Source organism: Methanobrevibacter ruminantium (assembly GCF_016294135.1).
In the GTDB taxonomy this organism is placed as follows: Archaea; Methanobacteriota; Methanobacteria; order Methanobacteriales; family Methanobacteriaceae; genus Methanobrevibacter; species Methanobrevibacter ruminantium_A.
In genome coordinates, this window is sequence record NZ_JAEDCO010000035.1 from 1 (window position 1) to 15,152 (window position 15,152).

The following is a 15,152-nucleotide window of genomic DNA, read 5'->3' on the forward strand; positions in this document are numbered from 1 at the left end:
AAAAAAAATTATAAAAAATAAGAAATTAGCCAATAATACGGGGATTAATCAATGAAAGAAATTGAGAAAATGCAAGCGGGATTGGAATATTGTTATGACGATGAAGATATTTCAATGATGAAGTTGCATGCCATAGAAAATGCAAACGTATTTAATTCTCTCGCAGAAGATGATTTGGACAAATAGCATGAGGTATTATCCGAGATTTTAGGTTCTGTTGGTGAAAAGGTATGGATTGCAAAGCGATTCTGCTTTGATAATGGCAAAAACATTTTCATCGGCAACAATTTTACTGGAAACTTCAACTTGACAATACTTGACATCAAAGAAGTCTACATTGGAGATAATGTAATGATTGGTCCAAATAATACTATAACAACAGTTGGCCATCCATTATCCCCTAAAAAAAGACATGGCCATTTAGCACAGGCCTCTTAAATCAAAATTGGAAATGACGTATGGTTAGGTGCAAATGTGACAATTCTTCCAGGAGTGACCATGGAAATAATGTGGTTGTTGGTGCTGGTGCAGTGGTCAGCAAAGACATTCCTAACAATTCCCTTGCACTTGGAGTTCCTGCGAGAGTTGTTAAAAAATTGGAAAATGATATTGATTGATTAAAAAAATAATAAAAAATGATTTAAAAAAAAGGAGGAATATAAAAATAAAAAATAGGTTAAGTTTTAACTTAACAAAAATTTTTCTAGAATAATGGGTCTTTCACTCTAGCAATTCTAAATGAATTTAATATAACCACTAAAGTTAAACCCATGTCACCTATACCAACAGACATCATCAATGTAATTAATCCTAATATTGCAAGGATTACAAAGAGAGCCTTTACGAAAATGGATAGTGAAATGTTTTGTTTAATAATATTCATTGTCTTTTGGCTTAAACTGAATAGGTAAGGCAACTTGCTGATATCATCCTGCATTAGAGCCACATCAGCGGTTTCAATAGCTACATCTGAACCTGCTGCACCCATTGCAATTCCGATGTTTGCACGTGCCAATGCTGGCGCATCGTTGATACCGTCACCAACCATAGCAACATCACCGAACTTGTTACGGATAGTGTCAACAATATTCAATTTATCCTCCGGTAAAAGGTCTGAATAGACATAGTCGAGACCTATTTCATTTGCAACCTTATTTGCAGCCATCTTATTGTCACCGGTAAGCATAATTGTCTTTACGCCTTGGTCCTTAAGGTCTTTTATTACTTCTGCAGCATTATCTCTGATCTTGTCAACTACAGTTAAACCTGCAATTACTCCATTTTCATCACCAATGAATACCAAAGTTTTTCCTTCAGAAGTATAACTATTGATTTCCTCTCTTGAAACATTGAACTCACTTCCTTCAATCAATGACTCATTTGCGGCATAGTAACGTTTTCCATCAACGGTACCGACAATTCCCTTACCTGGAATGTTCTTGAAATCTTCAATCTCATCAAAACTTATTTCATTAATTCCTGCATAATCAACGATTGCCTGAGCGATTGGGTGAGAAGAACTGTGTTCCAATGAAGCAGCTATTCTTACAATCTCTTCTTCACTGTAAGCATCATTTATAACATTTATATCACTTAATGCAAGCTTTCCTTCAGTTAAGGTTCCTGTCTTATCAAAGATAACCGCTTTAACATTACGCATTTCCTCTACATATGTACTTCCCTTGATAAGAACTCCCTTTCTGGTAGATGAAGTGATTGCTGATACCATTCCTATTGGAGTGGAGATTAAAAATGCACAAGGACATGAAATTACCATAATTGAAAGTGCCTTATAAACCCAATCTACCAAGTTCTGACCAAAGAAGAGTGGAGGTATAAATGCTACACAGGCAGAAATGACTATCATTAAAGGAGTGTAATATTTGGAAATACGTTCCACCAATGTTTCTGTAGTGGATCTGTTCAATTGTGACCTTTTAACAAGAGTTACAATTTTTGAAATTACTGAGTCCTTAGCTTCTTTGCTAACCACCATTTCAAGATATCCGTCTTCATTTACAGTACCTGAAAAGACCGCATCACCGACGGTTTTTGTTACAGGAAGACTTTCACCAGTGATTGAAGCTTGGTTTATGGAAGATGTACCATATACAATATTTCCATCCAAAGGAACTTTATTTCCCGGTCTGATGATGACAATTTCACCTATTTTTACTTTGTCAACATTACGAACTTCCTCTCCATCGTCAACTTTGACTCTTGCAGTTTCTGGAGCCAATTCAACCAATGACTTGATTGAACGTTTTGCACGAAGTTCAGCATAATCCTCGAGGAATTCCGCTATATAGTATAATAATGCAACTGCTGCCCCTTCTTCACCGTGTCCGATAATGAATGAAGCTATACATGCAATCACCACAAGAAGTGCCGGTCCAATGGTATGACGTTTTACAAGTGAGTTATAAGCCATTACAGCTATTTCATAACCTGCTATAATAGCAGCAATCATGTAAATTATTGTAACAATGGTCATGTCAAAAGATAAGTATTCAAGTATATGTCCTGCTATAAATAGGATTCCGCTTGAAACCATGATTTGAATAGGCCTATTTGAGAGGAGAGGTTTTCCTTCTGCAATAAGGTCTTCATCCCCATGGCTGTGGTCATGTCCATGTCCGTGGTCATGGTCATCATCTGCACAATCAGAGCACGCACAAAGTGAGAAATCGTCATCATCATGGTCATGATGGTGATGATCATGGTCACGGTCGTGTCCATGGTCATGATGGTCATGGTCATGACAACCGCAATCAGGGTCTTCACAAGAATCTCCCACTACTTTAGGACTATGGTCGTGTTCATGATGATGCTCATGGCTATGTTCATGCTCATGCTCATGTTCGTGATCGTGTTCATGATGATGCTCATGGCTATGTTCATGCTCATGCTCTTCTTCATCATGACAATCATCGTCATCACAGCCACATCCACAGGACTCTTCATGATGCTCTTCCTCATGGTCATGATGGTCATGATCATGGTCGTGCTCATGATGGTCATGTCCATAATGGTGATGCTCATGATTGTGGCCGTGATGATGGTCATGGTCATCATCTGCACAATCAGGGCAACCACAAAGACTTATATCAACATCCTCATCATAATCTATCTTTTCTCCATGATCGAAAACACTTAAGTCAGTGCTTTTCTGATAATCCTTCAATAACTGCTTATTGTAATGCTTTTCATTCATACATTTTTCATCTTCGCAGTCAGGATCAAAACAAATATGATTGTAATGTTCAGGATTAAAGCATTCCTCTTCATTACAATCAGGATCATAACATTTATTTTTTACCATATTGACACCTTAATAATAAATTATATTAAAAAAATTAAATAATTAGAAAATTAAATAATTAAAAATTTAATTGAAGAATATCCAAAAGTTATTATTCATTCAAGTGTTCCAAACCCATCTTGTAGATCATTTCCACATGAAGGTCAGTTAATGAATATCTGGCTTGTTTTCCTTCTTTCTCAAATTTGACAATATTATGTGCCCTCAATATCCTCAATTGATTTGACACTGCATTCTGATTCAAATCTAATGCTTCGCATATGTCACATACACATAAATCCTCATAGCTCAAAAGGGAAATTATCTTAAGCCTTGTTGGATTTCCGAATATCTTAAAGAATTCTGAAAGGTCAGAATACTCATCATCAGCTAAAATATGCTTTTTAGCTCTTTCTATTGAATCTTCGTGCGGATGAAATATTTCACACATATCATCATGTTTATTCTCTTCATTTTGTGAATTTTGATCTTGCATTTAGAACACCTTTTTATAATAATAGTTTTTACATCAACATATTTAAATGTTTTCATATCATGATATTATGATATGTTATTAAAAAAGTGATGAAAATGAGAGAAAAGTAATAAAAAATAGAAAAAATAGCTAAAAAAAGAAAAGAGTTAAAATAAATTAACTATATGAATAAGCGTAAAACAAAAAATGGGCCTATAGATGCAAGCAGGAAAAGACCTATTCCCAAAGCAGTGATATACTTTTGTTCATCCATTATTCCATTAATGATTAATAAAATGCTGAAAAATCCCAATATTAAGGGTAAAATATGAGAAAATATAATAATAAATCCATTTGCCATTTATATCACATTAATACTTTTTACAATTATATAATAATTTATTTAACTTAATATTTAAATTTAAGCAGAGAAATAGCAAAATAAAAATTTAAAAATAAGATTCAATTAAGTTTTAAAATTTAGAAATAAAAGCAATCAGAAATTGCTGATATTTATTTCACCTTTATGCAAAGCAGTTCCAACCAAAGCCTTTTTGATTCCCAATTCATTGATTAAAGGAATTTCATCTTTAGTTATTCCGCCACCTAAAATGATTTTATCCTTGAATTCCTCAAACTTGTCAAGCAATTCCTTATTGAAACCGGCTTCTGTTCCAACTGAAGAGATGTCTAGCAAGATTATTTCATTTGGATCAATCCTTCTCAAGATTTCCTTAAATCCTTCCAAATCCAAATCCATGTGTTTAGTGTACAATTCATTGTCCTTTACATCTACACTTACAATGATTCTTTCCTTCGGATACTTTTCAAAGATCTTTTCAAGCTCTTCAATTGATTCTAAAGTTTCAGTAGCTACAATGATTTTATAAGCGAAATCTAGCATGAACTCAAAGGTTTCAAGATTATCTACACCTACATCCACAATAACAGGCAAAATGGTATTGACTTCCTTTATCTTATAAATATTATGATTTCCGTTTCTTTCAATGAGGTCCAAATCAGCTATATACATCTCTTTTGCATTAGCCCTTTTCAATGAGTTGGCTATTTCCACAGGGTCAGATGAAGATGCATAAATGGTTTGCAAAGGAGTGTAAGTGTCTCTATTGCCGCTTTTACCAGATACTGCAACAGAATTCATTAAATCTAAAACAGGAATAATCTCTAACATGTTTTCACCATATTACCATTATTTTTGATAATTATAAGTTATTCATCTAATTTTATAAATATTTCGTTAGCCAATTCCTTGTCTACAGCAAGCTGGGTGTTTCCTAATTGGAAGACATAATTAGGGAATTTTTGGATTAAGCAAATTCTAGACCCTGGAATAAGACCTAAATTCATGATTTTTCTTAATTTACGGGCGTCTTCTGTTTTAATGTGTGAAACTTCACCTGATTCTCCACTGTGACAAGAGACTAAAGGTACGGAATATTCGTTTCCTAAATCATTATCACTATCCCCTTTAGGAATTGGATTGTTGTGAGGACAGTTTTCAGGGTTTCCTAAGATTCTGCATATATTGTCTTCAACCTCTTCACTCATTACATGCTCAATCTGGTCTGCCAATTCTTCCATTTCTTCCATATCTGCTAAAAACAAGTCTGCTACAACCTTTTCCGCAATCCTATGTTTTCTAACCAATGACCTTCCCAAACGTTCACCACTTTCAGTTAAATTGACAAAACCATCTTCAATCTTGACATACTCCTTTTTAGCCAATAATTCAATATCATCCTTATTGAATTCATCAATGACCAATTTCTCTTCCTTTTCAAATTCTCTAACCCAGATATCACGCAAATAATGTTCAATTTCACTTTTTTCCATTTTAAACACCAAATTGTTAGAAACTATTTAATCATGCTTTTAATCTTTTTAAAACTGTCTTCTATAAACTTATAGGATTTGGATTCCGGTAGAATCTCATATCCGCAATTGGGACATTTTACTGTTTTGCAATTAATAGGGCATGAATCACAGCTGATCCCATCACACTTTTGAAATGTGAAACCGCAGAATTCACATTTGATTATTTGATCTTTCATCTTATTTTCATCCATTTCAAAACCCCATTAATTAAAAAAAACATTAAGAATATTAACTTAAAATTTATAAAACCACATGTAAGCTAGTTAAAATTAGGTTTACTATAAAACCCATTGTAAAAGCAAGAACTATGCTCATTACAGCAATCAAACCAGCTAACTTAACACCTCTTTCCTTAATCATAATCATCAATTGAGCTACACAAGGCAAGAACAAAGTCAATGTTACAGAAGCAACAAGCAATTGAACTCCTGTCAATTGATTCTGAATTGTCATAAGTCCTGCTGCACCAAAGTCTCTTCTAAAGAATCCGAGCACAAATGAGGAACTTGTTGAAGTTGGAAGACCAATTGCATTGACTACCGGGCTGATGCAAGAAATGATCCATTGGAATATTCCGCATAAGTCAAGAGCCCAAATGATTACACTGATCAATATGAATATTGGAATCAATTCCTTGATATACATTACAAGACGTGTCCAAGTCTTTTTAGCGATATGAGACAATTTAGGCCATCTTAAAGGAGGCAATTCCATAAAGAAGCTTGGCTGTGCACCTGGAACAAATCTTTTTGCAAGGAATCCTATGACAACAAAGTTGAATAGGATTACAGCAAACCAAATCCAAATGGCATTTTGATGTTGGGATAAGAGTGCCATAATAACCCCCAATTGTGCAGAACAAGGAATTGTAAGAGCCATAAGCATTGTAGCAATGTTTCTCTCCCTTCTTGTTTCCAGTGTTCTTGTAACCATTGTTGCCATACTTCCACAACCAACTGCAAGCACAAATGGAATAACACTTCTACCGCTCAAACCGATTTTCTTAAATCCGTTATCCACAAGCAGTGCAAGCCTTGGAAGGTATCCGCTGTCTTCAAGTATTGAAAATACAATAAAGAATAGGGATACAATCGGCAGGATAATACCGAATCCATAGGTTAAACCAAGTGTGACGATACCATATTCCCCAACAAAGAGGTTTTGAATCGGTACCCATGGAATGTATTTAACAACAACTGCAGTTACTGCGGGGTTAATGTACTGGCCGAAAATGGTGTTTTCCAAGAAATCAACAAGAATGCCTGCTCCAAGCACTCCAACTATCAGATAAAGTCCAAAGTAAAGCACACAGGCAAGTATGATAAGTCCATAAATCGGATGAATCATTATTCTGCTTAACTTTTCACCTAAACTATCCTTATCCTGAACATTTACATTATCAATAGTTGTATATTCTGATTTGATGTGTTTAGCATAATCAGCAAGCTTAAGCTTAGTCAAATACTTGACCGGTTGGTCAAATTTGTCCTTTTGAGCATCAATAACCTTTGATAATACTGCATAATCTTCTTTCTCTTTTACAAGGTCCTCGCTGTCTTCATCACCTTCAAGAAGAGAAACCGCCAAATATCTTTTAGAAACAGGGTAATTTCCCTTAATGTTATCCTTAATCTCAGAAATAGCTATTTCAATAGACTTTCCATAGTCTACATCAAGCAATGTTTTTGATTCGCTTACTATTTGATCTTCAATTGAATCATAGTTTACAATTGTATGCTTCAATTCATCCAATCCCCTGTTTTCTGCAGCTGCAGTCAAGACAACTGGAATTCCAAGGTCCTGTGACAATCTTTCAGCGTCGATGGTCGCTCCAATCTTTTCAAACTCATCCATCATGTTTAAAACTAAAATAACCTCTTTTCCTGCATCAATCAACTGCAAGGTAAGGTCAATTGACTTTTCAATGTTTTTAGCATCAACTACGTGAACCATCAAGTCAAATTGCTCATCCAAAACCAATAATTTAGCTACTCTTTCCTCTTCTGTGATTGTATTCAAGTCATAAAGTCCTGGAGGGTCTGTTAAGTGGACTGTCTTGTTTTCATAGGTGAAATTACCTTCATCTATATCTACTGTGGTTCCAGGGTAATTTGAAACCATTGCAGTCATACCAGTCAATTTATTGAATGTTAAGCTCTTCCCTACATTAGGACTTCCTATTAAAAGAACATTTTTGCGGTATGCTTTATCATTATTGATTGAATTTTCATCCTCTAGATCAATCTTAGAATTAGTATCCTTCCCCATTTTTACCTTCTCAAATATTGAATAAAACTACTTAATAATCTTTTACCTAAAACTAATTTTATCCATCGATATTGAACAAAACCAGATAATATAAATCTATTTTTAATTTACTTACTTAATAATGTATATATGTAAAAAATTAGACTTATTTATAAGCTAAAAAGAAATTAGGTAAACCTAAATAATATTTTATTTCCTAATTATATAAATATTTCTATAAAAAGGATTTATCTACAACATCATCAATGGAAATTTCACAGGATTCCACATTTCTTTTGAAATGGGCTAAGTACTCTATATTCCCATTTTTCCCTTGGATTTTTGAAACGTCCAAATCAATTATATTATAACCATATTGTTTAAAATAAGTAATTATATCAAGAATAACATCCTTATGAACTTCCTTATCATTGATAATCCCTTTGAATTTATCAGCTATTTCCTTACCGCATTCAAATTGAGGCTTTATGAGAAATACCAATTCGAAATCCTCATCCTCAAAGGATATTCTGTCTATAATGTGCTTTAAGGAAATGAAGGACACATCTGATACAATTATATCAATGTTTTCAAAGAGACCGCTTGGAGCGTTCTTGAAGTTCAATTGCTCATACAATTCAACTCTTTCATCATTCCTTAATGAATCTGCCATCAAGTCAGTTCCTACATCAATTGCAACTACCCTTTTAGCACCATGCCTTAAGGAGCAGTCGGTAAATCCTCCTGTTGATGACCCAATGTCCATAATGTTTTTATCTTTTAAGTCCAGATTAAATGAACCTATTGCACCTTCAAGCTTCAATCCGGCCCTTGATACATACTTGATGGAACTATTGTCAATTATTTCCACTTTATCGTGGTCTTTTACAATATAACTGGCTTTTGTAACTATCTTATCATTTACCTTCACATTGTTGGATTTGATCAATTCCTTTGATTTGGTTCTAGTGGAAACAAAATTATTGCTCACCAAATATTTATCTAATCTCTCTTTCATTAAAACACCAATTACATTGTAAAGAAAAAAATAGAATTTTTATAATTATAATCTATATTTTGTTCATTTTACTTATTAAAACTAGATGTTTATAAAAAATATAAAATAATAAAAAAAAGAAACGGAAATTCCACATGTAAAAAGCAAGGGGAAAAGTAGAAATTGAATAAAAAAATAAAATGGGGAGAAAAGAAAAGAGAATTCATCTCTTTTCTTATTCATATTGTGTTTAAAAATACTAGCTAAGATTAAAAATAAAGAGAATGAACCCTTAAACTTATTTTATTCTTTATAGTATATAAAATTTACTTGAAAAATAATAAATTTTAATTGATATGAATAAAATTTAAAAAAATTGTGTGTTTATTAAAAATTATTAAGAAAAATATTATTTTTTAAAAAAATATGAAAAAAATAGAAAAATAAAAAATAGATTATTGATTAAAATAGAATCTTAAACAATTTAGTAAACTTCAATGAAAGGCGAGGGGATATCTTTAAAAATACTTTTAGAACATCACTTGGAGTCATATTATTATAATCAAGCCCTATAAATGCATGAATAATCTTATTTAAATCATCATCACTTAAAGAAGCATATACCTCATGAGCAATAGCCAATTTAGGAATAGCCCCTTGAGTGTATTCATCATATAATACTTCATATTCACTAAGCCTTTCCGCTGAATAATCCTTAGCCCTAACGGCCCTTGCAGCCACTTGGCCAGCAGTCTTACCTCCAAGCATTCCCAAGATGATTCCTCCACCGGTGATTGGGTCTACTTGACCTGCAGCATCACCGCAAACCAATAGGTTATCGCTATAGATTTGACCAATCAATCCGCCAATTGGATCTCCACCTACATTAAGTTCAACCGCCTTGGCATTTTTCAAAGGAGGATATGATTCAACGAATTCATTTAGGTATTCAATAGCTGGCTTTTTGCTTGTTGAAGGTATTCCAATACCTACATTTGCAATGTCATCTCCCTTAGGAAATACCCAAGCATAACCGCCACCTGCAAAAGCTCCTAAATGAAGCTCAATCAAGTCCATTCTCTCACAATTGACTCCTGCCATTTCATATTGTACTCCAGACATCATATGCTTTGGCTTTTGTGTTGAGTTTATGCCAAATGCCTTAGCCACTCTGGATTCAGGACCATCTGCAGCAATTACTATGCGAGCCTTTATTTCTATGATTTCTCCCATATGTTCACAATCGATGACATAAAAGGAACCTTCAGAATCCTCATCTTTCATAATGGATTTTGCCAATGTCTTAACCATTATTTTAGCACCTGCTCTTGCAGCATCCATAGCCATATACTTATCAAAGACCTTTCTTTCAATGATATAACCTTTTTCAGGCAATATTGTCTCATCAAGGGTTAATCTTGTCCTATCTGGTGCAATTATAGTTCCCCCATTAATTCTTTGAACTGCCCATTGTGGATTTGGCTCAATTTCAAGCCATTTAAGACCATGATCATAAATGCCTTCAGCACATCTTTTAGGAGTTCCTATTTCTGACTTCTTATCTATCAAAATGACACTTGCTCCGCCTAAAGCAGCATGCTTTGCAGCAGCAGAGCCAGCAGGACCTGCACCAATTACTAAAACATCCGTTTCCATCATAATTATCATCTTAAAGTGAATAAAATTATATATTTTTTATTTATTTAAATTTTAGAATATTTAAAATTTAGAATTATATTATAATTAAAAGAATATACTATTTATAGTTTTAGAAAATTAATAAATGAAAATCATCCAAAAGCAATTGATTAAATAGAGATAATAAAATATGAAAAATAAAATTTGTAAAAAAAATTGGTAAAAAAAGAAAAAAATAGAATTTTTAAAAAAAAAACTAGAAAAAATTATCCGGCAATTATATCAGAGAGATATTCCTTTTCAGATGCCGAAACAACAACTAACTTATCATCTTTTGCATATGCAAATGTATAATATGGATATATTGTGAAAGTGTAAATGTAATTTCCACTTCTAAATTTGGTCACAGATTTAGGATGATAATCTAAATAACCGCAACTCCATTAATGGTTTCACTATCCCCTCCAAAACGACGAGCAGTATCATCAGTTGCCTTATGGGTAGGATTTTTAGAAACAGATAATGAAACTGTATCATTTCCATCTGCATAATTTTTTATTTCTGAGAAATATGGTATATCATCAACAGTTTTTGTTATATTTTGTTGTGCTGTTACTTACAACTTCTTCAAAACCATCAGGAACATTGAATTTGATTCCATCAACAGTTACTGAATTTCCAGTGTCAAAAATACTTCCAAGGTCTAAAGCATAGACCCCACCTACACTTACAATACCCTAAATAGCTAAAATCAATAGAGCAAATAGTTTTTTATTCATTTTATCAACCTAAATAATTGTAATTGTATTTATATTTTTTTAATTAATATAGTTATTTATTTAAAAATTTTGAAAATAATTATATAATTTTTAATTTTTTAACAATAATGATGAAAAATAATATTATAATGAAAAAGTTTTAAAAAATATTCAAAAGAAAAAAAGACAAAATATAAAATTAAAATTTATAGAAAATAAAAAAAGAAAAATAAGAAATAAAAAAAGAAAAATAAGAAATAAGAAAAATAATTAAATAAAATTTTAAAATCTAAAAATAGAATTTAGGCTCTTTTCTTTCTGCATTAGCACTTTCAAATGCTGGCTTTTTATCTTTAAATGCCTCTCCAGTGAAAGCCCTTGCATTTTCTGGGCAAATGTTAATGCATGAAGTGCATCTTGAACATAAGTCAAGGTTCACATCTGCAGGATCATCATCAGGAATTGCTTTCTCAGGACAAACTCCTACACATTCAAGGCAGAATACACATTTTGCTTCATCACAGCTTACAACAAATGGAAGTTGCTTATAATCAAGATAAGGCCTATTTCCAGGAATCTCAGCCTCTAAGGAAGTTCCAGCATCTATTTTTTCAATGCATTTTTGTGCAAACCCATTGATCTTTTCAATGTCATCCCCATCAGGCCTTCCCACTGCAACACCATCAAATATGGAATGATGGCTTACGGTAGAAGCTGCTGCAATAACATCAAAGTTATTTTCATCCAATAAGTCAACAAGTTCAATCAATGCATCACTAACATGTGCATTTCCATAATTTACAACAGCAATAGCTTTAGTATTGTCACCTGATAATCTGGATAACCTATCCCTTGCAGTTTTAGGAATTCGTCCTGCAAATACAGGCATGCCAACTATGACAATATCATCTGATTCAAAATTCTTTTCATCATTAAAATACAATAAGTCACAAACAACACTTTCCTCTTCAAAATTGTTAGCTATTTGACTAACAACTTTTTTTGTAGTTTCAGATGGACTGAAAAAAACTTTAATAATCTTGCTCATTTTTTCACCTATTTTATAGAAATCAAATTCAATCAATTATCTGTAATGTTCGTTAATGTATTCATCAAGTTCCAAGTAAGACCCATCGATTACTTCATCGATTATTTCATCAGATAAGTCAGATAACTCATCTATGCCAATCTCAACTGATGCATCTACATCAAGTTCCCCATTTTCATTAGGATAATCAATTTCAATGCTTACATCCATATCCAAGATTTCCTTTTGAGACCTTACTGAAGAAGAGATTTTCTTCACAATGGTTTCTGATAAAAAATTTGAAATGTCTTCAAGATCATCTTCTGATAATTCCTTAAGTTTTGATACCATGTTAACACCTAAAAAAATAATGACAATAATTATAAAAAAATTATCGCTAAACAAACACGATGAATATAAAATAAAAAAAAAAATTATTTTATACAATACGAATTAAAAAATTAAAAATAAAAAAAGAAAATAGAAAAAAATTAATTTAATCTATTTACCCTTGAATTCCACCCATAGCTTGCTGGATGGTTGCTTGCATTTCTTCAAGCTTTTTCATGACTCTTTCTTCTTGACGGGTCATGGTTTGTTGTCTTAATTTAAGAGTTTCAACTTTATCTTCAAGCTCTTCTAAAGTTTCATTGCGTTCTACTTTAATCAATAAGTTTCCTGCAGATTTGAATACTTCAGCCCCTTCGGGAGTCTTTTTAAGTTCTTCAAGAGCAGTTTCAGTTTCTCTTAATTGAATGTCAACATTTTGTTTTTGAATGGTTACAGCTTGAGCTTGTTGTTGTAATTGTTGGAATTGGTTTAATTGATGTTGTATATTTTGTGGAATTTCCATATTTTCACCTTTAATCTTTTTTATAATAATATTAGTTTAATTTTTAATTTTAAAATATAATTAGCTAATAAATCATTATATTATAATATATTATTAGTTAAATATTTAAAACTATTGATTGAATGATATTTTTTATGATATTAAATAAATGAGAAAAATTAACTTTCAGTCAATTCATTTATCTCAACAGACAGTTTTATCCATTTGACAGCTGAATTGATTGATGCTCTAAAGGATGTTGCATCCTCTGCATCAATAGTGATTATGATAGAATTCTTATCCAATTTCAAATCCATGGAAGATCTGTAATCAGGAGAAGTCTCAAATTCAAGCAATATGGAATCATAAACTATTTTAGCTTGCTTTTCTGTATCAAAATCAATGACAATGTCACTATTGATTGACTTTAATATATCACTTTCACTAATAAAAATCTCTCCTGAAAATCTATTCTAATTTTCAACTATCTTTTTAACGTTTATTTGGAAATCTATTTGTTCCCCTTTCTTATTTACAAAATAGAGTATTGCAAAGTTCTTCTCATCATCATAGTCAGCATAGGATATCCTAATGTAATTTGAGTCCTGAGGTTCAGTTGTGACTTCAATACCCAACACTTCAGCCAAAACATCCAACTCTCTTACGGTTGATCTGATTTTCAAATCCTTAGGGCTGATGTGGAGACGTTCATTTGTAGTGTTTACAGAAACAAGCAAAGCCAATTTTTCATTTGCCTCAAGGTCATAAAAAGTTAGCTTGCTTGGATTTCCCTTGATCTGATACACTAAAACAAGACTGTCATGACCTAATTGCTTAGCTTTAATGAGCAAATCCCTTAAGCTGCTTTTTCCCCTATTGGTATAGTCAAATCCAAAAGCGTGGGAAAAGTTCTTGCAGAATGTTCTTGTTTTCTGAGATGGTTTTCTTGATGTAGAAATAAGCATGATAATCCTCTTTTTTATAACTTAGATAAGAATTAGAAATAGTAATGCATAAAATTAGTAAAAATTATAAAAAGGCTAATTTTAATTTTGATAAGCAATTAAAATTAGCAAATAGCTAAAATAACTAAATAGCTAATAAAAATAGAAAATGAAAGCAGAATCCACTGCCATAAGCTAAATAGTTATTAAAGATAATTAAAGAATAATTATAAATAAAAATTATTTAATAACTATCTTGCTTTTACAAGTTTTCTGACATCTGGAACTTTTTTAAATAAAATCCTATATCTGCATTTAGGACATTTATTTTCCATGTAACCTTTGTGGTCAACTTCAGTTCCACATTCAGGACATCTGTACAATTAGTTTCCTCCAACTACTCTTTTAATGTTACGTGTAGCAGCTTTTGCCATTGGAGTTTCAGGTACGTATGCTCCACCGGTAAAGACAGTACCACATTTTTTACATTCCCAAATTCCAGCGCTTACTCTTTTTACGTAAGGTCTGTCACATTTAGGGCAAACATGTTTCTTTTTCATGTTTTCTTCGATTTTCTTAACTTGTCTTTTTGCTTTTCTTCCGTATCTAGCACCAAATCTGCCAGTAATACCAACTTTTTTTGTTCTTGCCATTTAAAATATCTCCAGTAAAATTGAATTAATTAAATAAGTTATTAAGCTTCAACACCTACAAAGCTTAATTTAAAGTATTATTTAATCCATCAAATGATAAACAATAAATATGATAGTAATGAGACATACTCTTGTCTTTAATTATAAGATTAAATAAAAAAATCCACTTTACTAATTATAACCTACAAACGATAATTAAAATAAAGAGAAATTGTTAAAATTATAAAGCCATTACAGCAATTAGGCTATAAACTTAACTAATAATATAATATAGTATTTAAAAGTATATAAAGTTAATGGTTTTTAGATATTTTAATTCGAGAAAAATAGCTATTTTTTATTTTAGATTTGAATAAATCTTTAAATTTACAATTTAACATTGAA

Annotated in this window: 18 protein-coding genes; 2 read left to right on the top strand and 16 right to left on the bottom strand. The window is 32.0% G+C overall.

Going from position 1 to position 15,152, the window contains the following annotated elements; all coding sequences use genetic code 11:
* Positions 1-207 precede the first annotated feature (207 nt).
* A complete protein-coding gene (locus VW161_RS07450) occupies positions 208-390 on the bottom strand; it encodes a hypothetical protein (protein WP_325192854.1) in 183 nt (60 codons plus the stop codon).
* 68 nt (positions 391-458) lie between these two features.
* On the opposite strand from VW161_RS07450, the gene VW161_RS07455 reads away from it, so the two are divergent.
* Positions 459-617, top strand: a complete 159-nt coding sequence (locus tag VW161_RS07455; protein WP_304161971.1) for a hypothetical protein — start codon at positions 459-461, stop codon at positions 615-617.
* 86 nt (positions 618-703) lie between these two features.
* Here the strand turns inward: VW161_RS07455 and VW161_RS07460 are convergent, their stop codons facing one another.
* The 8 genes from VW161_RS07460 to VW161_RS07495 all read right to left on the bottom strand — a co-directional run bounded on the left by VW161_RS07460 (position 704) and on the right by VW161_RS07495 (position 10,575).
* Positions 704-3,322, bottom strand: coding sequence for a heavy metal translocating P-type ATPase (locus VW161_RS07460; protein ID WP_325192855.1), 2,619 nt, complete (start codon positions 3,320-3,322; stop codon positions 704-706).
* A gap of 91 nt (positions 3,323-3,413) precedes the next feature.
* The gene (locus tag VW161_RS07465; RefSeq protein ID WP_304088984.1) at positions 3,414-3,797 is read right to left on the bottom strand and encodes an ArsR/SmtB family transcription factor; all 384 of its coding nucleotides are present in this window, start codon (positions 3,795-3,797) and stop codon (positions 3,414-3,416) included.
* Between the two features lie 475 nt (positions 3,798-4,272).
* Positions 4,273-4,968 carry a HisA/HisF family protein gene (locus VW161_RS07470; protein ID WP_304088987.1) on the bottom strand — a complete coding sequence of 232 codons (696 nt, stop codon included), beginning with the start codon at positions 4,966-4,968 and terminating at the stop codon, positions 4,273-4,275.
* Positions 4,969-5,006: 38 nt separating this feature from the next.
* On the bottom strand, positions 5,007-5,630 hold the full coding sequence (locus VW161_RS07475) for a metal-dependent transcriptional regulator (RefSeq protein WP_304088989.1): 624 nt from the start codon (positions 5,628-5,630) through the stop codon (positions 5,007-5,009).
* 23 nt (positions 5,631-5,653) lie between these two features.
* Positions 5,654-5,863, bottom strand: a complete 210-nt coding sequence (locus VW161_RS07480; RefSeq protein ID WP_304088991.1) for a hypothetical protein — start codon at positions 5,861-5,863, stop codon at positions 5,654-5,656.
* Between the two features lie 49 nt (positions 5,864-5,912).
* Positions 5,913-7,940 (bottom strand): ferrous iron transport protein B, encoded by a 2,028-nt coding sequence (feoB, locus tag VW161_RS07485; RefSeq protein WP_325192856.1) that lies wholly within the window; start codon positions 7,938-7,940, stop codon positions 5,913-5,915.
* A gap of 214 nt (positions 7,941-8,154) precedes the next feature.
* Positions 8,155-8,937 (bottom strand): TlyA family RNA methyltransferase, encoded by a 783-nt coding sequence (locus tag VW161_RS07490; protein ID WP_325192857.1) that lies wholly within the window; start codon positions 8,935-8,937, stop codon positions 8,155-8,157.
* Between the two features lie 441 nt (positions 8,938-9,378).
* Positions 9,379-10,575: a geranylgeranyl reductase family protein gene (locus VW161_RS07495; protein WP_304088999.1), complete on the bottom strand. Its 1,197-nt coding sequence runs from the start codon at positions 10,573-10,575 to the stop codon at positions 9,379-9,381.
* Positions 10,576-11,124: 549 nt separating this feature from the next.
* Between VW161_RS07495 and VW161_RS07500 the strand changes: the two genes are divergently transcribed.
* Entirely contained in the window at positions 11,125-11,268 is a 144-nt protein-coding gene (locus VW161_RS07500; RefSeq protein ID WP_304089005.1) for a hypothetical protein, read from the top strand.
* 333 nt (positions 11,269-11,601) lie between these two features.
* On the opposite strand, the gene VW161_RS07505 is transcribed toward VW161_RS07500, so the two are convergent.
* The 7 genes from VW161_RS07505 to rpl37A all read right to left on the bottom strand — a co-directional run bounded on the left by VW161_RS07505 (position 11,602) and on the right by rpl37A (position 14,768).
* A complete protein-coding gene (locus VW161_RS07505) occupies positions 11,602-12,360 on the bottom strand; it encodes a 4Fe-4S binding protein (protein WP_304105833.1) in 759 nt (252 codons plus the stop codon).
* A 36-nt stretch (positions 12,361-12,396) separates the two neighbouring features.
* A complete protein-coding gene (locus VW161_RS07510) occupies positions 12,397-12,690 on the bottom strand; it encodes a DUF3194 domain-containing protein (protein ID WP_304105832.1) in 294 nt (97 codons plus the stop codon).
* A gap of 154 nt (positions 12,691-12,844) precedes the next feature.
* A complete protein-coding gene (locus tag VW161_RS07515) occupies positions 12,845-13,192 on the bottom strand; it encodes a prefoldin subunit beta (RefSeq protein WP_298537617.1) in 348 nt (115 codons plus the stop codon).
* Between the two features lie 158 nt (positions 13,193-13,350).
* On the bottom strand, positions 13,351-13,626 hold the full coding sequence (locus VW161_RS07520) for a KEOPS complex subunit Pcc1 (RefSeq protein WP_325192858.1): 276 nt from the start codon (positions 13,624-13,626) through the stop codon (positions 13,351-13,353).
* 18 nt (positions 13,627-13,644) lie between these two features.
* Entirely contained in the window at positions 13,645-14,136 is a 492-nt protein-coding gene (locus VW161_RS07525) for a Brix domain-containing protein (protein ID WP_295607567.1), read from the bottom strand.
* 230 nt (positions 14,137-14,366) lie between these two features.
* Positions 14,367-14,498 carry a DNA-directed RNA polymerase subunit P gene (locus tag VW161_RS07530; RefSeq protein ID WP_304088941.1) on the bottom strand — a complete coding sequence of 44 codons (132 nt, stop codon included), beginning with the start codon at positions 14,496-14,498 and terminating at the stop codon, positions 14,367-14,369.
* Positions 14,499-14,768, bottom strand: coding sequence for a 50S ribosomal protein L37Ae (gene rpl37A, locus VW161_RS07535; RefSeq protein WP_292788178.1), 270 nt, complete (start codon positions 14,766-14,768; stop codon positions 14,499-14,501).
* Between the last annotated feature and the right edge of the window lie 384 nt (positions 14,769-15,152).

Bases quoted from the DNA above. Each gene is read 5' to 3' on its own strand.
- VW161_RS07450 (WP_325192854.1), bottom strand. From the start codon at position 390: ATGGCCAACTGTTGTTATAGTATTATTTGGACCAATCATTACATTATC.
- VW161_RS07455 (WP_304161971.1), top strand. From the start codon at position 459: ATGGTTAGGTGCAAATGTGACAATTCTTCCAGGAGTGACCATGGAAAT.
- VW161_RS07460 (WP_325192855.1), bottom strand. From the start codon at position 3,322: ATGGTAAAAAATAAATGTTATGATCCTGATTGTAATGAAGAGGAATGC.
- VW161_RS07465 (WP_304088984.1), bottom strand. From the start codon at position 3,797: ATGCAAGATCAAAATTCACAAAATGAAGAGAATAAACATGATGATATG.
- VW161_RS07470 (WP_304088987.1), bottom strand. From the start codon at position 4,968: ATGTTAGAGATTATTCCTGTTTTAGATTTAATGAATTCTGTTGCAGTA.
- VW161_RS07475 (WP_304088989.1), bottom strand. From the start codon at position 5,630: ATGGAAAAAAGTGAAATTGAACATTATTTGCGTGATATCTGGGTTAGA.
- VW161_RS07480 (WP_304088991.1), bottom strand. From the start codon at position 5,863: ATGGATGAAAATAAGATGAAAGATCAAATAATCAAATGTGAATTCTGC.
- feoB (WP_325192856.1), bottom strand. From the start codon at position 7,940: ATGGGGAAGGATACTAATTCTAAGATTGATCTAGAGGATGAAAATTCA.
- VW161_RS07490 (WP_325192857.1), bottom strand. From the start codon at position 8,937: ATGAAAGAGAGATTAGATAAATATTTGGTGAGCAATAATTTTGTTTCC.
- VW161_RS07495 (WP_304088999.1), bottom strand. From the start codon at position 10,575: ATGATGGAAACGGATGTTTTAGTAATTGGTGCAGGTCCTGCTGGCTCT.
- VW161_RS07500 (WP_304089005.1), top strand. From the start codon at position 11,125: ATGGTATATCATCAACAGTTTTTGTTATATTTTGTTGTGCTGTTACTT.
- VW161_RS07505 (WP_304105833.1), bottom strand. From the start codon at position 12,360: ATGAGCAAGATTATTAAAGTTTTTTTCAGTCCATCTGAAACTACAAAA.
- VW161_RS07510 (WP_304105832.1), bottom strand. From the start codon at position 12,690: ATGGTATCAAAACTTAAGGAATTATCAGAAGATGATCTTGAAGACATT.
- VW161_RS07515 (WP_298537617.1), bottom strand. From the start codon at position 13,192: ATGGAAATTCCACAAAATATACAACATCAATTAAACCAATTCCAACAA.
- VW161_RS07525 (WP_295607567.1), bottom strand. From the start codon at position 14,136: ATGCTTATTTCTACATCAAGAAAACCATCTCAGAAAACAAGAACATTC.
- rpl37A (WP_292788178.1), bottom strand. From the start codon at position 14,768: ATGGCAAGAACAAAAAAAGTTGGTATTACTGGCAGATTTGGTGCTAGA.